General features: G+C 62.1%; 13 protein-coding genes. 8 read left to right on the plus strand and 5 right to left on the minus strand.

Annotation, left to right across the window (positions count from 1 at the left end; genetic code table 11):
• Position 1: 1 nt before the first annotated feature.
• A complete protein-coding gene (gene rfbB, locus AC1DCF_RS13945; protein WP_477211525.1) occupies positions 2-988 on the minus strand; it encodes a dTDP-glucose 4,6-dehydratase in 987 nt (328 codons plus the stop codon).
• A 214-nt stretch (positions 989-1,202) separates the two neighbouring features.
• Between rfbB and AC1DCF_RS13950 the strand changes: the two genes are divergently transcribed.
• The 3 genes from AC1DCF_RS13950 (at position 1,203) to rfbA (ending at position 4,716) form a co-directional block, all read left to right on the plus strand.
• A complete protein-coding gene (locus AC1DCF_RS13950) occupies positions 1,203-3,122 on the plus strand; it encodes a cell wall-binding repeat-containing protein (RefSeq protein WP_477211526.1) in 1,920 nt (639 codons plus the stop codon).
• A gap of 112 nt (positions 3,123-3,234) precedes the next feature.
• On the plus strand, positions 3,235-3,843 hold the full coding sequence (locus tag AC1DCF_RS13955; RefSeq protein WP_477211527.1) for a dTDP-4-dehydrorhamnose 3,5-epimerase family protein: 609 nt from the start codon (positions 3,235-3,237) through the stop codon (positions 3,841-3,843).
• A gap of 3 nt (positions 3,844-3,846) precedes the next feature.
• Positions 3,847-4,716 (plus strand): glucose-1-phosphate thymidylyltransferase RfbA, encoded by an 870-nt coding sequence (rfbA, locus tag AC1DCF_RS13960; RefSeq protein WP_477211528.1) that lies wholly within the window; start codon positions 3,847-3,849, stop codon positions 4,714-4,716.
• Positions 4,717-4,813: 97 nt separating this feature from the next.
• Here rfbA and AC1DCF_RS13965 read toward each other — a convergent pair whose 3' ends face one another.
• Entirely contained in the window at positions 4,814-5,686 is an 873-nt protein-coding gene (locus AC1DCF_RS13965) for a glycosyltransferase family 2 protein (RefSeq protein WP_477211529.1), read from the minus strand.
• A gap of 251 nt (positions 5,687-5,937) precedes the next feature.
• Between AC1DCF_RS13965 and AC1DCF_RS13970 the strand changes: the two genes are divergently transcribed.
• Genes AC1DCF_RS13970 through AC1DCF_RS13980 form a run of 3 tightly spaced genes read left to right on the plus strand, consistent with a single transcriptional unit; the run spans position 5,938 to position 9,032 of the window.
• Positions 5,938-7,140 carry a rhamnosyltransferase WsaF family glycosyltransferase gene (locus AC1DCF_RS13970; RefSeq protein ID WP_477211530.1) on the plus strand — a complete coding sequence of 401 codons (1,203 nt, stop codon included), beginning with the start codon at positions 5,938-5,940 and terminating at the stop codon, positions 7,138-7,140.
• Positions 7,133-8,062 carry an NAD-dependent epimerase/dehydratase family protein gene (locus AC1DCF_RS13975; RefSeq protein ID WP_477211531.1) on the plus strand — a complete coding sequence of 310 codons (930 nt, stop codon included), beginning with the start codon at positions 7,133-7,135 and terminating at the stop codon, positions 8,060-8,062. Before AC1DCF_RS13970 ends, AC1DCF_RS13975 begins: the two co-directional genes overlap by 8 nt.
• Positions 8,055-9,032: a glycosyltransferase family 2 protein gene (locus tag AC1DCF_RS13980; protein WP_477211532.1), complete on the plus strand. Its 978-nt coding sequence runs from the start codon at positions 8,055-8,057 to the stop codon at positions 9,030-9,032. The genes AC1DCF_RS13975 and AC1DCF_RS13980 overlap by 8 nt, the downstream gene beginning before the upstream one ends.
• Here the strand turns inward: AC1DCF_RS13980 and AC1DCF_RS13985 are convergent.
• From AC1DCF_RS13985 to AC1DCF_RS13995, 3 genes are read right to left on the minus strand one after another with little or no spacing between them, the layout of a single operon-like run.
• Positions 8,997-10,226 carry a polysaccharide pyruvyl transferase family protein gene (locus AC1DCF_RS13985; RefSeq protein WP_477211533.1) on the minus strand — a complete coding sequence of 410 codons (1,230 nt, stop codon included), beginning with the start codon at positions 10,224-10,226 and terminating at the stop codon, positions 8,997-8,999. The genes AC1DCF_RS13980 and AC1DCF_RS13985 overlap by 36 nt on opposite strands.
• Positions 10,227-10,241: 15 nt before the next feature.
• Positions 10,242-11,414 carry an ABC transporter ATP-binding protein gene (locus tag AC1DCF_RS13990; protein WP_477211534.1) on the minus strand — a complete coding sequence of 391 codons (1,173 nt, stop codon included), beginning with the start codon at positions 11,412-11,414 and terminating at the stop codon, positions 10,242-10,244.
• A 3-nt stretch (positions 11,415-11,417) separates the two neighbouring features.
• Positions 11,418-12,344: an ABC transporter permease gene (locus tag AC1DCF_RS13995; protein WP_477211535.1), complete on the minus strand. Its 927-nt coding sequence runs from the start codon at positions 12,342-12,344 to the stop codon at positions 11,418-11,420.
• 184 nt (positions 12,345-12,528) lie between these two features.
• Here AC1DCF_RS13995 and AC1DCF_RS14000 point away from each other — a divergent pair, with 184 nt between their 5' ends.
• Together AC1DCF_RS14000 and AC1DCF_RS14005 are read left to right on the plus strand one after the other, a co-directional pair.
• Positions 12,529-13,014, plus strand: a complete 486-nt coding sequence (locus AC1DCF_RS14000) for a hypothetical protein (protein ID WP_477211536.1) — start codon at positions 12,529-12,531, stop codon at positions 13,012-13,014.
• Entirely contained in the window at positions 13,011-15,311 is a 2,301-nt protein-coding gene (locus tag AC1DCF_RS14005; RefSeq protein ID WP_477211537.1) for a hypothetical protein, read from the plus strand. Before AC1DCF_RS14000 ends, AC1DCF_RS14005 begins: the two co-directional genes overlap by 4 nt.
• The last annotated feature ends 36 nt before the right edge of the window (positions 15,312-15,347 follow it).

A 15,347-nucleotide genomic window follows, 5' to 3' on the forward strand; every position in this document is an offset into this window, starting at 1 on the left:
CTTAGCTCAGCGCCGCACGGGCCTTGAGCGGCTCCCACCACTCGCGGTTGTCGCGGTACCACTGCACGACGTCGGCCAGACCCTGCTCGAAGGGAACCTGCGGCTCGTAGCCGAGCTCGGCACGGATCTTGCTGATGTCGACCGAGTAGCGCAGGTCGTGGCCGAGACGGTCGGCGACGCGGTCGACGTACGACCAGTCCTTGCCGGTCGAGTCGAGCAGCATCTGGGTGAGCTCCTTGTTGGTGAGCTCTGTGCCACCACCGATGTTGTAGATCTCACCGGCGCGACCGCCGACGAGCACCATGGCGATGCCGCGGGTGTGGTCGTCAACGTGCAGCCAGTCACGGATGTTGTTTCCCTCGCCGTAGAGAGGAACGTGCTTGTCGTCGATGAGGTTCGTGACGAACAGCGGGATGACCTTCTCCGGGAAGTGGAAGGTTCCGTAGTTGTTCGAGCAGCGCGTGATCGAGACGTTGAGGCCGTGGGTGCGGTGGTAGCTGCGGGCGAGCAGGTCGCTACCGGCCTTCGACGCCGAGTAGGGCGAGTTGGGCTCGAGCGGGCGCTCTTCATCCCACGAGCCTTCGGCGATCGAGCCGTAGACCTCGTCGGTGGAGACGTGCACGAAACGCTTGAGGTCGTTGCGCAGAGCGGCATCGAGCAGCTGCTGGGTGCCGAGCACGTTGGTCTCGACGAAGATTGAGGCATCGCGCACTGAACGGTCGACGTGCGACTCAGCGGCGAAGTGAACGACGGCGTCGACGTCGGGGAACAGGGTGTCAAGCAGGGCGCCGTCGCGGATGTCGCCCTTCACGAAGGTGTAGCGCGGCGAGTCGGCAACGGAGGCCAGGTTCGCGAGGTTGCCTGAGTAGGTCAGCGCGTCGAGAACGACAACGTCTGCTCCTTCGAGGCCCGGGTAGGCGTCTTCGAGTGTGCGGCGAACAAAGTTCGAGCCGATGAACCCGGCACCGCCGGTAACGAGGATCTTCATAGGTGTTCGTAACCTGTCTGTAGACGTAAAAGTGGCGTTGCCAGTCTACCGGGCGCCCTCCTGAGGGGCTGCTGACGGTCGGTTCAGCCGAGCACACCGCCCATTCCTCTGACATTCGAGCCGTTCGTGCCGATGGTTCGAACGAAGCAGCGTCTTGCCTGTTTCGCGCCGAGCTCCGTCAGCGTTCGTCGCCGACTGAACCGAGAGGCCAGCAATGACCCGAATGAATGCGGCGCTGCGCCGCGGCAGCATCCTTCTGATCGGCGCGCTTGTGCTGGGGATGATTCAGGCCGGACCCGCCCTCGCTGCTCCAGTTGCTCCGAATGCTCCGGTTGACGCGCCGACGACGCGTTGGAACGGCGACGACATGGTCAATGGCTACGATGACGCCGATGCGACCGATCTTCTCCGCGCTGAGCGGCAGAATGCGGGCGATGACACAGTGCTCGCCGCGAGTGCGCCGTCGGATCATCGGGTGAACGTTGCGGTCGTGCAGCCGAGCGGCACCTTGTCGGGCACCGACTTCATCACGGATGCGGCGATCACCGACATGCTGGCCAAGGTCGGTGCCTCGTGGAAGACACAGTCGAACAACCAGGTGCAGTCGGTGCAGCTCGACGGCTCAGTTCAGCGCTATACCAGCGCATTCCCCTGTTCAGACCCGGTGGGGAGCTGGGGGGAAGCTGCAGCGAAATTCGGCCACTCGGACAGGTATTTCTACTCAAGTCCGGCATCGATGCACCTGCTGGTCTTCGTGCCGAGCTCGTGCCAGGCCTCCGGCCTGGGGAGCGTCGGTACCAACGGCGTCTCGGTCAGCGCCAACTACGGCGGTGTCATGTGGGTGTCGCTGAAGGGCGGCGGCGATGTCGAAACCGTGACCCATGAATTCGGACACAATCTCGGACTCAACCACTCGAACTCGCACCAGTGCCCGACAGCCACGATGAGCGAGGGGCTGGCCGATTCGAGCAGTAACACCGGGTTTTCAGATGGATGCGCCGACTTCTCCTACGGCGACTACTTCGACGTCATGGGCATCACCTGGTCAGTGGGCAACCTTCGTCCGACGGCACTCAACGTGACCCACAAGGTGCGCCTGGCCGCCATGTCGGCGGGGGAGATGACGACGATGTCCCTACCCGCCGGGCAGACAACGGCCGTGCAGTCGTTCACCCTGGTATCCGTCGGTCAGAACGCGGGGCTGCGCGACATTGCCGTCACCGATCCGCGCACCGGGCAGCTCTACTATGTGGACTTTCGGGGCGGCGGAGGAACGGATGCCGGCTCCCTGTATGAAACCGGGCAGCTGTCCTCCTCCGGGGCAGCGATCGGGGTGCGTGTCTTGACCCTCCGGGCATCTGGAGCCTCGATCGTGCTGAATAGTCCGAAGAAGAGTCCGAGCACCGGAAGCAAGCTCTATCTGCTCGCTGGGGAGTCGCTCTCGACCCGGTCGGGCGGTGTGAAAGTATCGGTGAACAGTATCGGCGGCACAGCGAATGTGACAATCAAGCTTGCGGCAGCCCCAAGCGTCACACGGTTGTCGGGTGCGAATCGGTTTGCGACGTCGGCTGCGATTTCTGCGGCGAACTTCGAGCCGGGTGTTCCGGTGCTTTACCTCGCGAATGGAATGAACTTCCCCGATGCGTTGTCCGGTGCGCCGGTGGCGGGCAAGGCCGGTGCTCCGGTCCTGCTGGTCACCACGGACAGCATCCCGCCGGAGATCCAGGCAGAGATGACGCGGTTGAAGCCGCAGCGGATCGTGATTCTCGGTGGGCTGCCTTCCGTGAGCGCAAGCAATGCTGCCGCTGTCTCCTCATTCACTGCCGGTTCAGTGGTGCGTTGGTCGGGTGCGAATCGGTTTGCGACGTCGGCTGCGATTTCTGCGGCGAACTTCGCGCCGGGTGTTCCGGTGCTTTACCTCGCGAATGGAATGAACTTCCCCGATGCGTTGTCCGGTGCGCCGGTGGCGGGCAAGGCCGGTGCTCCGGTCCTGCTGGTCACCACGGACAGCATCCCGCCGGAGATCCAGGCCGAGATGACGCGGTTGAAGCCGCAGCGGATCGTGATTCTCGGTGGGCTGCCTTCCGTGAGCGCAAATCTCGCCACCACAATCAACTCCTACGTCAGCGGCTGAGCCTCGGTCTCAGCTGTTGTCGTGGCCCATCGTCATCAGCCTTGTCTCAGTCAGCTGCCGGGTCGTCGAGCGGGGTGACTGTTCTCCCAGAGGTGATTGATACAATTCGAGCGTGCAAATCCGCGAACTCTCCATCCCTGATTCCTACGAAATCACGCCGAAGCAGTTTGGTGACGATCGAGGAGTTTTCCTTGAGTGGTACCGCTTCGACAAGCTCGAAGAGACCATCGGGCACTCTTTGAATCTGCGGCAGGCAAACACCTCCGTCTCCAAACGGGGAGTTGTGCGCGGCATCCACTTCGCCGATGTCCCGACCGGTCAGGCCAAGTATGTGACCGCGACCCACGGTGCCGTGCTCGACTACGTCATCGACATCCGTGTCGGATCGCCGACGTTCGGCCAGTGGGACAGCGTCCTGCTCGACGACACCGACCGTCGTGCCATCTACATCGCCGAGGGCCTCGGCCACTGCTTCGTCTCGCTGACCGACAATGCCACCGTGAGCTACCTCGTGACCGACACCTTCAACCCGACCCGCGAGCACGGCATCAACCCGCTCGACGAGCAGGTGGGCCTCGTGTTCCCGAAGGAAGCCGGGGAGCCGTTGCTTTCGCCCAAGGACACGGATGCGCCCGGCCTGGCCGAGGCCGCGGCATCCGGTCTGCTGCCGACCTGGGACGCCGTCACAGCGTTCTACCAGACATTGAACGAGGGAAAGTAAGTAATGCGCGGAATTATTCTTGCCGGCGGATCCGGCACCCGGCTGTGGCCGATCACCAAGGGCATCTCCAAGCAGCTCATGCCCATCTACGACAAGCCGATGATCTACTACCCCTTGTCGACGCTGATGATGGCCGGGATCAACGAGATCCTGATCATTACAACGCCTGAGTACAACGATCAGTTCAAGGCGTTGCTGGGCGACGGTTCCGACCTCGGCATCCGGCTCGAATACGCCGTCCAGCCGTCGCCGGACGGCCTCGCGCAGGCGTTCATCATCGGCGAAGAATTCATCGGTGGTGAGAGCGTCGCGCTCGTCCTCGGTGACAACATCTTCCACGGTGCCGGGCTTGGAGCGTCACTCCGCGGCAACCACGCCCTCGAAGGCGCACGAATTTTCGCGTACCACGTCAGCAATCCGACGGCCTACGGTGTCGTCGAGTTCGACGACAGCATGACCGCGCTGTCGATCGAAGAAAAGCCGGTGAAACCGAAGAGCAACTACGCGGTGCCCGGACTGTACTTCTACGACAATTCCGTCGTTGAGATCGCCAAGACGATCGAACCCAGCGCGCGCGGCGAGCTGGAGATCAGCACCATCAACGAGCGCTATCTCGAGCGCGGAACCCTGCACGTGCAGGTACTCGACCGGGGCACCGCCTGGCTCGATACCGGAACATTCGAATCGATGATGCAGGCGTCCGAGTACGTGCGCGTGATCGAGGACCGCCAGGGTTTCAAAGTCGGCTGCATCGAGGAAATTGCCTGGCGCGCCGGGTGGATCGACGACGCCCAGTTGGCAGCGCTTGCGGCGCCGCTCAAGAAGAGCGGATACGGAACGTACCTCGCCGGACTCATCCACACCGAAGAGTAGACCGCGAGCCGACGGCGGCGGTCCACTCGGAGACTGCCGGCGTCTGCGGCGAGAGAAATCCCGCAGCCGATGACTTCACTCCGGCGGATGGCTGCGTCTAGCTGCTTCGCCCGTTGCGGGTGGCAAGACGGGCGCGTCCGGCCAGGCCGACCTTGAGCGCCCAGCGCACGGGGGCGAGGTAGGGCGCCGAGTACTTCTTCTGCAAATAGCGGTACGCGCTGTCATGGTGCGCGCGAATCATCTTGTCTGACTCGCTGCTCGTCGAGTGGGCGCCGGTGTGCACGACCGATGCGCGCGGGACATAGACGTTGGCCCAGCCGGCCTTGCCAAGCCGGTAGCCGAGGTCGACATCCTCGAAGTACATGAAGAAGCCTTCGTCGAATCCGCCCAGCTGCGCAAAAGCGCTTCGGCGCACGAGTAGGCACGAGCCTGACAGCCAGCCGACGCGGCGAAGCGCCTCTGAGCCTGCCGTTTCGGCGCGGTAGCTCCGGCTCCACGGGTTGCTCGGCCAGATTCTGGCAAAGAGCGCGTGACCGATTCCGTTGCGAAGCGACGGCAGTTGCCTGGCCGATGGGTAGACGGTTCCGTCCGAGTTGAGCACGCGGGGGCCGACCGCGCCGATGTGCGGGTCTTTCTCAATCTCTTCAAGCAGGATGCTCGTCGCGTGATCTCCCAGAGTGACGTCGGGGTTTGAGATGAGGATGAACTCGACGCTGGCCGGCAATTGGGCCACCGCTGCATTGATCGCACCGCCGTAGCCGCGGTTGTCGCTCAGCGGAAGAAGTTGCGCTCCGTGGCGCGCTGCGACCTGAGTTGTCGCCTCGATGTCGTTCGACAGATTGTCGGCGACGACGACAGCGAGAGTGTCGTCCTCGCTGCGCTGGACAGACTCAAGAAACTCGGCCAACGGGCTGCTTGAGTTGTAGGTCACCGTAACGACGGCGGTCGACGAGAGCAGAAGGTTGGACATCACGACAAGCATAGTCATCGATACTGGGGGCGGGCTTTCCCAGTGCTCTCCCAGCCGTTGTCGGTCGGTCACCGGAATCTCAGGAATGCTGCTTGATAGACTGACCGGGTTATGCGGACCTATTCTGACGACCACCAGCCGGCGCCGATGAAGGGACTCTCATGAGTGTGATCGGCAGGGCCAGCCGTATCCTTCGCGAAGAAGGGCCTCGCGTTTTCGTCTCACGAGCCTCTCGTGTTGCCCTTCGCCCGGTGAGGGTGCTTCAGGCCGAGGGGCCGCGCGCGTTCGCCGCCCGGAGCCTCGCCAAGGCCAGCTCCAAGCTCACCGTGCACAAGCCGGTCATGCTCGTGGCGACCGACGATGCGGCACAGCTCGATTGGACTCAGCCGGCGCCGTGGCAGGAACTCCCGTTCACCGTCGACGAAGGACCGATCGACATCGCCTGGATCATGTCGCCTCCCGGTTTGGAGAGCGGGGGACACCAGAACCTCTTCCGCTTCATCGACATCGCAGAGAGGGCGGGACATCGTTGCTCGATCTACCTCTACACGACCGGCCACGCTCCGAGCATCCCCGACATCCGGGCCATGCTGAAGTCGGCCGGGGCCTACCCCGACGTTGCCGCTGAGATCTCGATCTATGACCGAAGCGTCGGCGTGCATGAGAGCGCCCAGGCCATCTTCGCGACAGGTTGGGAGACTGCCTACCCGGTTTTCCTTGACGCCTCGCTCGCCCGCAGGTTCTACTTCGTTCAGGACTACGAAGCAAGCTTCTATCCGCTCGGCACCGAGTCCATCCTGGCCGAGAACACCTATCGTTTCGGCTTCCACGCGATCACGGCCGGCGGCTGGCTCTCGAACAAACTGAAGAACGAATTCGGGATGTCGACAGATCACTTCGATTTCGCCGTCGACAAGACCCACTACAGCGTCACGAACCTCGAGCGTCGCAATGAGGTGTTCTTCTATGCCCGCCCGGTCACACCCCGTCGTGCCTTCGAGTTCGGGTTGCTTGCACTGGCCGAGTTCGCCCGGCTGAAGCCCGATGTGAAGATCAACCTGGCCGGCTGGGATGTGTCGAACTGGAACATCCCGTTCGAGCACACCAACCTGTCGAGCCTCGACATCTCGGAGCTCAACGCGGTGTACAACCGCTGTGCGGCGGGCTTGGTGATGTCCCTCTCGAATATGTCGTTGCTGCCGCTTGAGCTGCTCTCGAGCGGTGTAACGCCCGTCGTGAACGACGGACCAAACAACCGCATGGTCTCTGACAACCCCTACATCGAGTACGTCCCGGCCTCCCCGCTGGCCATCGCGCGCGCGATGGCTGCGGCGTTCGACCGCCCCGACGCCATTGAGCGGTCGGTTGCAATGTCGGAGTCGGTGGCCGAGGTGAACTGGTCCGATTCCGGCGACCAGTTCCTCGCCGCATTCGAACGAGTAATGCGTGGCTAAGGCAGTCGTCGTCGGGGCGAACGGCTTCATCGGCTCCCATCTCGTCGATTCCCTCGCCTCAGCCGGACACGAGGTCAGCGCATTTGATCGTTTCCGCTCGGCCGAACCGAGCTTCACCGCGCCGGGCGTGAAGATTCTGCAGGGTGAGTTCCTCAGCCGTGCCGACTTGGAGACGGCAGTGCGTGGCCAGGACTACGTGTTCCATTTTCTGTCGACGACGACGCCGGCGACGGCTGAAAGCGACCCGACGCTCGACATTCGCACCAACGTGGCTCAGACGGTCGAACTGCTCGAATCCTGCGTGGAGGCCGGCGTCAAGCGGGTCTACTTCGCTTCGACCGGCGGCGCGATCTACGGTCAGCAAGGCCAAGCGGAATACGCGGAGACCGACCAGGCCCTCCCGGTCTCGCCGTACGGAATCGGAAAGCTGTCGATCGAGCACTACCTGCACTACTTCCGTACTAAGCACGGGCTGAAGTCGACGGCGCTGCGCATCTCGAACCCATACGGAACCCGGCAGAAGGCCGATCGGAAGCAGGGACTGATCCCGATCGCGCTTCGGCAGATCGCGCTCGGCCGGCCGGTGGTACGGATGGGTGACGGGTCGATGGTGCGCGACTATGTCTATGTCGAAGACCTGGTGCGAATGCTGGTGCCAATGGTGGGCATCGAGACCCAGTACGACCTTTACAACCTCGGCAGCGGCACGGGGCACACTGTGAACGAGATCATCGAATCCCTGCGCCGGGTGACCGGCATCGACTTCGAGATCACCGAGTTGCCGACCCCCGCCACCTTCGTGGACCGGGTCGTTCTCGATACCGCCCGTTACCGGTCGGAATTCGCCGAAGAAGCTTTGACCTCTCTCGACGAGGGTGTCCGATTGACCTACAACGAAATTCGAGGACAGCTCAATGAGTGAACAGCCGCTCGTGACGGTGGCGATCCTCACCTACAACGGTGAGGACTACCTGGAGCGCATTCTGCACCAGGTGACCACGCAGGAGATCGACGGCGACGTCGAGGTATTGGTGATCGACTCAGGGTCCACCGACTCGACGTTGGAGATCGTCAGCCGATTCCCCGCGGTGCGTCTGCACGAGATTCCGAACGCGGAGTTCGGTCACGGCAAGACCCGCAACCTGGCCGCTCAGCTGGCACGCGGCGAGTTCATCGCCTACCTGACGCACGACGCGATTCCGGCATCCAGCCAGTGGCTGCGCGAGCTGCTCGCTCCCTTTGCGCTCGATCCGAAGATCGTCGGTGTGATGGGCAAGCAGGTTCCCCGCCCGGGATGCTTCCCGCTGCTGAAATACGAAATTCGTGGCGTGTTCGCGGGCTTCGGTCCCGACTTCGGCACCACTGTGTTCTACAAGGACGAGTTCGTGCAGAGCGAAGGAGTGTTGAACGCCATCAGTTTCTATTCCGACGTGAACTCGGCCGCGCGCCGGGACTTCCTGGTGAACACGATCCCATATCGGGATGTTCGCTACGCCGAAGATCAGCTCTTCGGTAAGGACGTCGTCGAGGCCGGCTACCGCAAGGCATACGCCGGACGAGCAGCGGTGGAGCATTCCAACGACCTCACTCTCGACGAGTACGGCAAGCGCATCTTCGACGAGACAGTCGGGCTCCGTCAGATCGGCTTCCCGATCCCGCCGATGGCGCGGTCAGCACAGCTGCGGATGACGCTGCGCGGCATCGCCGGCGACTCGCTGCGCATCCTGCGCGACGGCGACTTCAGCTGGAAACGAAAGCTGTACTGGCTCGTGATGAACCCGCGCTACCAGATCCGCAAATGGAGCCTCTATCGCGCGTCGACGCTGGTCGACTTGAACGATGAGGCCGCCATCCGATCAGGATCGCTTGAACACAGCCGAAAGACGTCCTAGGGCGTTGCCTGCGCGGCGTGCGGCGCCGCGCGGGTAGCGGCGCCACCAGGCGTTGCGGAGACGACTGAGCGCGTCTTCGGTGACGACGAGTCGCTGCACGAGCTCGTCGACGATTTCGTCTTGCTTGTCGGCACGTTCGACCAGGGCCAAACGCCGGAACTCCGAGTAGGCCAGAGCAAGGTCGCGGTCGCCGATGACATGGTGGGCCTGGTTCAGAAGGATCTTGTCGCGCTCTCGCGATGACTCCAGAGTAAGTTCCGGTGTCGTTTCGAAGCCCTCGGTCTGGCCTTCAGCCAAACCCAGCTTGCTGACGTAGCCGGCAAATGCCTCGTTGACTCGTGCCTTGTCCCGTGTGATCGATGCGGTGAAGTCGAACCGCTCGCTGTCGAGGCGGTGGATCATGTCGTTGAGCCCCGAGTGGTCGACGACGAGGTGCGAACCCAGCCCGCGGTCCTCGAAGTAGTACTGGGCCTTCTTCTGGTGCACAGACGCGAATGGCACATTCTGGCTGTAGGCGAAGATCGAAGCGTGAAGTGACGACACGAGAACGTAGCTCATCTGGCTGATTACCGAGTGCAGTTGTAGCGGTTCAAGAGTGTCGAGCACGATCGCGTTGGTCTTGTCGAACGGGAGCGTCTTCATGAATGAGGCGTCGCCGTTGTAGTGCGTGAACGGGATGAACACCTTTTTGTGCGGGATCGCGTTGATCAGCGGGATCAGGTCTTCGATGAGCCGCAAGGAGTGGGGAACCATATGGATGCCGACGACGGTTTCCCCCGGTTCGATGCCGGGAATCTCGTAGTGGTCGCTCCGCAGCAAAGTTGTCGCGCAGGGGAGTAGCTCGGCCGAGGGCACTGACTTGCGCAGGACTTCGAGCTCACGAGTGGACCGGGCCGAAACGAACTCATACTCGTTGAGATAATCGAGGTCGTCGGCGTTGGTCCATACTCCGGCCGCATTCAGGATGTGGCGTCCTCGACGGCGGTAGGAGTCGTAGAACGGGTCACCGGAGGTACGAATGAGTTCTCCGCCGCCGATGATGAGCGGCGAGGGGAGGTTCTTGGCGAACGGATCGACGATGTTGCTGGTCGCGCCGTGGTCAGCGAGAACCTGCTGTCCGGCTATTCCGATTGCAATGTCCCCAGTATTGAGACTGATCGAGTCGAAAAGGAGTCGGGCGTGCGCATGGGTCACAGAAGAAGTTTCTCTCTACTCGACGCTGAACTGAGGGTCAAGCCGAAGGATACCGTGTCCGTTGGCGGCAGCCGGCATCTCGAAAGAAGCCGCCTGCGGAGAGCGGTCGAAATTGATCCCGGCCTGGTTGCCGATGCCGACGTTGATGAGGTAGAGACCCTCGCCCAGGCGTACATCAGGAAGCACGATGCGCACGGTGTGCCGTCCGACAGTGTTCGGCAGGGGCAGTTTCTGGTCGAAAGTGGTCACGCCGTAGATGCGCAGGCCGAGGGTATTCTCAATGGACAACCCAATTCCCCACTCGGACTGCGGCCTATTGATGTCGATGTCGATGTCGACAACGACATCACGCCCGGCCGAACCCGACCGGGTTTCTGACGAGACGGCAGCGATTGCGTAGGCGCTCGAGCCGTTCCCGGAAGGGCCTTCAAGATTCTTGGTGTGGCGGCGGTCAGCTTCATAGCCTTCACGCAGAATGCGGATGCCTTCGGAGGGATCCCCGTCGTGCACCGTTGAGCCGGCGTGCAGAACGACGACGCGGTCACAGAGTTGCCCGACCTGCTCGGCCGAGTGGCTGACCAGGACGATGGTGCGCCCCTCGCTCTGGAACTGGGCGATTTTGTCCATGCACTTGCGCTGGAACGGCTCGTCGCCGACGGCCAGAACCTCGTCGACCAGCAGGAGGTCGGGGTCGACGTGTACGGCAACCGAGAATGCGAGACGCACATACATTCCGGAGCTGTAGAACTTCACCTGGGTGTCGATGAACTCCTCGATGCCGGAGAAGTCGACGATGGCGTCAAAGTACTTGTCGGTGGTCTGGCGGGATAGTCCGAGGATCGCTGCGTTGAGGTAGACGTTTTCGCGCCCGGTCAGGTCAGGGTGGAAGCCGGCACCGAGCTCGAGCAGCGCAGCCATGCGACCGCGGCGACGAACAGTGCCGATGGTTGGTTCGATGATGCCGCCGACCACTTTGAGCAGGGTGCTTTTGCCTGAACCGTTGTGACCGATCAGTCCGACCGTGCTTCCGAGCGTGATGTCGAGGTTGACATCGCGCAGGGCCCAGAAGTCGTCACGGTGCTTGCGGGCGGCGCCGAAGTTGACCAGGCGTTCCTTGAAGGACTTGTCCTTGTGCAGGATGAACCGCTTCGACACATTGTCGACGCGAATGATCGTTGATGAAGTCATGGGTTACAGCTCCTGAGCAAAGTTGCCTTGCAAGCGTGCGAATGCGCGCTGGCCGAGCCACAGCAAAACGAGACTCACCCCGAGGGTGACGGCCAGTCGAAGTCCGAGATCCGGCGGCCAGACTTGCGCCATGTCACCGGTAGCGGTTGACCCGGCGGACCAGAGCGCCTTCTGCATGCCGAGCACGGCGACGGTGACGGGGTTCGCGAGGTAGAGCTGCTCCAACCAGTTTCCGTGCAGTGCGTTGTGCACGAAGGTGTAGGAGTAGACGACGGGCGAGCACCAGAACAAGAAGATCAGCGCGATCTCAACAAGGTGCTGGGTGTCTCGGAAGTACACGTTGATTGCCGAGAGAAACAGGCCGATCGCGGTGGCGAAGACGATGAGGGTGATCACGGCAAACGGAGCGTAAAGAAGTTCCCAACCGACCGGGAACGTCGACAGAAGCAAGATCGCCGCGAGTAGAACGATGAGCTGTACGGCGAAGTTGAACAGAGCGCTGCCGATGGCACTGAGCGGGAAGATCTCTCGCGGAAGGTAGACCTTCTTGACCAGGCCTGAGTTGTTCATGATCGAGGTCGTGCTGCTGGAGATGATTTCAGCGAACAGCGCCCACGTGGTCAGACCGATAAAGACGAAGATGCCGAAATCGGGGATTGTTCGTGCGGCGCCGAGTACTTGGCCGATGGCGAAGAAGTAGATCAGCAGCTGCGCGATCGGTCGGAAGAGGCTCCAGACGATTCCTAACGCGCTGTCTTTGTACCGAGACTTGACCTCGCGCCTGATCAGCAGCCCGAGCAGCTCCCGGTGCTTCCAGATGTCGCGTAGCGAGCCCCCGGTACCGCGGAAGAAGCCCTGCCGTTGGCCGACGAGAACGAGTTCCTGACTCGCAATCGAGTGTTCTCGTGTGAGGGCATCAGTCCCGGTCATAACTTGTTTTTCATCCGCTCACTCAGTTGCAGTTCAGCCAGATCGGGTCTTCACCCGGCCCGGGCACTGAGAGAGTCTAACTTGGCCCACCTGAGCGTCGGCCCGGCGCGCCGGGATTTCGACCGGGCTGCAGTAGCCTGAAGCCAATGGGGGAGGAAGCACCTACCCCGGCAAAACGGGAGTAATGCTTGTGACAAATCACGTTCGGCGCGCACTGGTCGGTGTGGGAATGGCTGCCCTCTGCGTGCTGCTCGCCGGCTGCGCACCCGCCGAAGGGTCGGTTGACCTCGTGCCCTCGGCCGGGTCGTCCTCCTCTGAGCCGTCATCGGATGGGCCAAGCAGCAAACCGACGCCGAGTCCTGCTCCGTCCCGAGAGGCCTCCGCCACCATCGTGATCGCCGGTGTCGACGTCGATGGCCTGCACGTCACGGCATCGGGGTCCGTCGACGGCGTGATCGAGAACGGCGGGAAATGTTCATTCGTGTTCACTGGCTCGGGCGATCCCGTCACTGTCGACAGCACCGGAACCGCTGACAGTTCAAACACCTCGTGCGGCTCGGTTAAGGCGCCGACCGACAGCTTCACCCCCGGTACGTGGAGCGTCGTTCTGAACTATTCCTCGAAATCCATCACCGTTGCATCTGTCCCCCAGACCCTGGAGATTTCGTGAACCGTCAACGAAGCTTCGCTATTGTGGCTGTCGTCACTCTCGTCGCCTCCCTGCTGAGCGTCTTTGTCATCACTACTCCACCCGCTCAAGCAGCGACGAGCGCCGACGCGCGCATGTTCGACCCGGGCAACATCATTAGTGACGCGCTCTTCTTCGACGGCGGAGCGATGACCAGCGCACAGGTTCAGGCATTCCTGAACGCCAAGGTGTCCTCATGCCGTTCGGGCTATGTCTGCCTCAAGGACTACAAACAGACGACAACGAACCGATCGGCCGACGCCGGCAACTGCACCGCATATGCCGGGCGCGCCAATGAGAGTGCTGCCGATATCATCACCCGGGTAGGTAACGCCTGTGGAATCAGCCAAAAGGCGCTTCTGGTGCTCCTGCAGAAGGAAACAAGTCTCGTCACCGATACCTGGCCCACCGACGTTGAGTACCGGAAGGCAACGGGTTACGGCTGCCCCGACACGGCGAATTGCGATGCCGCCTACTACGGATACTTCAACCAGGTCTATATGGCCGCCATCCAGTTCAAATGGTACGCAGCGAACCCGCAGCGATTCGGTCACAAGCCGGGATACGTGAACAATGTGCGATTCCACCCGAACGCAGGCTGCGGAACCAGCCCCGTCTTCATCAAGAACCAGGCGACCGCAGGACTCTACAATTACACGCCGTACCAGCCCAACGCTGCTGCGCTGAACAACCTTGAGGGAACTGGCGATAACTGCAGTTCCTACGGCAACCGCAACTTCTGGCGTCTGTACACCGACTGGTTCGGCTCTCCCACTGGGGCCTCCAGCCTGGCCCGCACCGACTCGAACCCGACAGTCTTCCTGATCGCGAGCGGTGTGAAGTACCCGGTGCCTACGATGGCGATCCTGAACGATCTCTCGCCACTCGGCGCCGTCGGCTTCGTGTCACAGAGCTACCTTGATCGCTTCCAGACCAAGCAGAACGCCAGCCGGGTGATTCGAGCGCCTTCGGGCGAAATGTACTTCTACGGGGCCGGTTACAAGCTGAAGTTCGACACCTGCGGGCTCGTCGCCGACTATGGCGGAATCTGTGACCCGTCAGGTTACGTTCAGCTCAGCAGTGAGCAGATCACGGCGTTCGCGACAGGGCCCGCGATCACCCCGATCATGGGTACTCGCGAAGGGGCGACCTACTACATCACCGCCGGCACCAAACGGGAGATCCTCGACGACCGTTCGAGGAGCGAAGCCGGCCTGCCCGCCGGCAAGAACGTGCTCACAGAGAACGCCGTAAGCGGTCTCGCATTCGGCACCCCGGTGGCGCGCGACTCGGTGTTCGCCAAACAACGCGGCGCCGACAAATTCCTCCTACTCACGGCCGGAACGAAGCAGGATGTCGCATCAAGCAGCGCAAGCCTCGTCGGTCTGCCGACGAGCTCGGCGGGAAATCTGCGATCGGAAAGCCTGGCCAAGTTGCCTTCCGCGACGTCGGTCTTCTCCGGCGTCGTGCGTGGCCCGGGAGACACCGTCGACCAGATTCTTGTGACCGGTGGGCGCTATTCCTGGGCGTCGGGTTCTGTGGGGAACGGCGTTACAGCATCCGCTGTCAACGCAGAGTTCCTCGCGAAGTTCCCGTCGCTAGGTTCTGTGACCGAGGGCAACTTCGTCAAGGCTGCCAACGACGCCAATGTCTACATGGTCTCGAAGCCCGGGCTGCGCCTTGTCAACGACTGGCCGTCGTTGCTGTCGTATGCGAAAGGCACGCCGAAAATCATGACGGTGTCCGCCAGCTTGGTGAAGGCGCTGCCAAAGGGGACCACGCTGCTCGGCGCAGCAACTCTCGCTCGGTCCCCGGAAGATCCCACGGTGTATCTGTTGAATGGCGTCAGCAACAAGATCCCACTGTCGAGCTTTGACATGGCCACGGAAGCCGGTATCACCGGCTTGAGCTGGGTATCGGCTTCGTTGCTCAATGGCTACCCCAGCGTCGACAAGAAGCTCGGCTACGGATTGACCTGCGGCGACACCAAATATGTGGCAGCGGGAGGAAGCATCCATGCGATTGCCGCTGACAAATTGGCGCTTTACCCCATCGCCTTCCAGGCACTCGACTCCTATACCTGCGCACAGCTGACCGTCGGCAAGCCGGCCGGACAGTTTATTCGCACCGACAACGGCACGATCTTCCAACTCGTCGACGGTCAACGGCGCCGGGTGGAGACCATGAGCCGATATTCAGAGCTGGGGGGCACCTCAGACAGCTTTATCTCGGTGAGCAGCGGTTTCCTTACTACGATCCCGGAGGGCCCGAAGGCTTGAATTTCGGCGGTGCGCCGAGAATCGAGAGCGGGGGGC

The organism is Leifsonia sp. 10L418 (assembly GCF_056395445.1).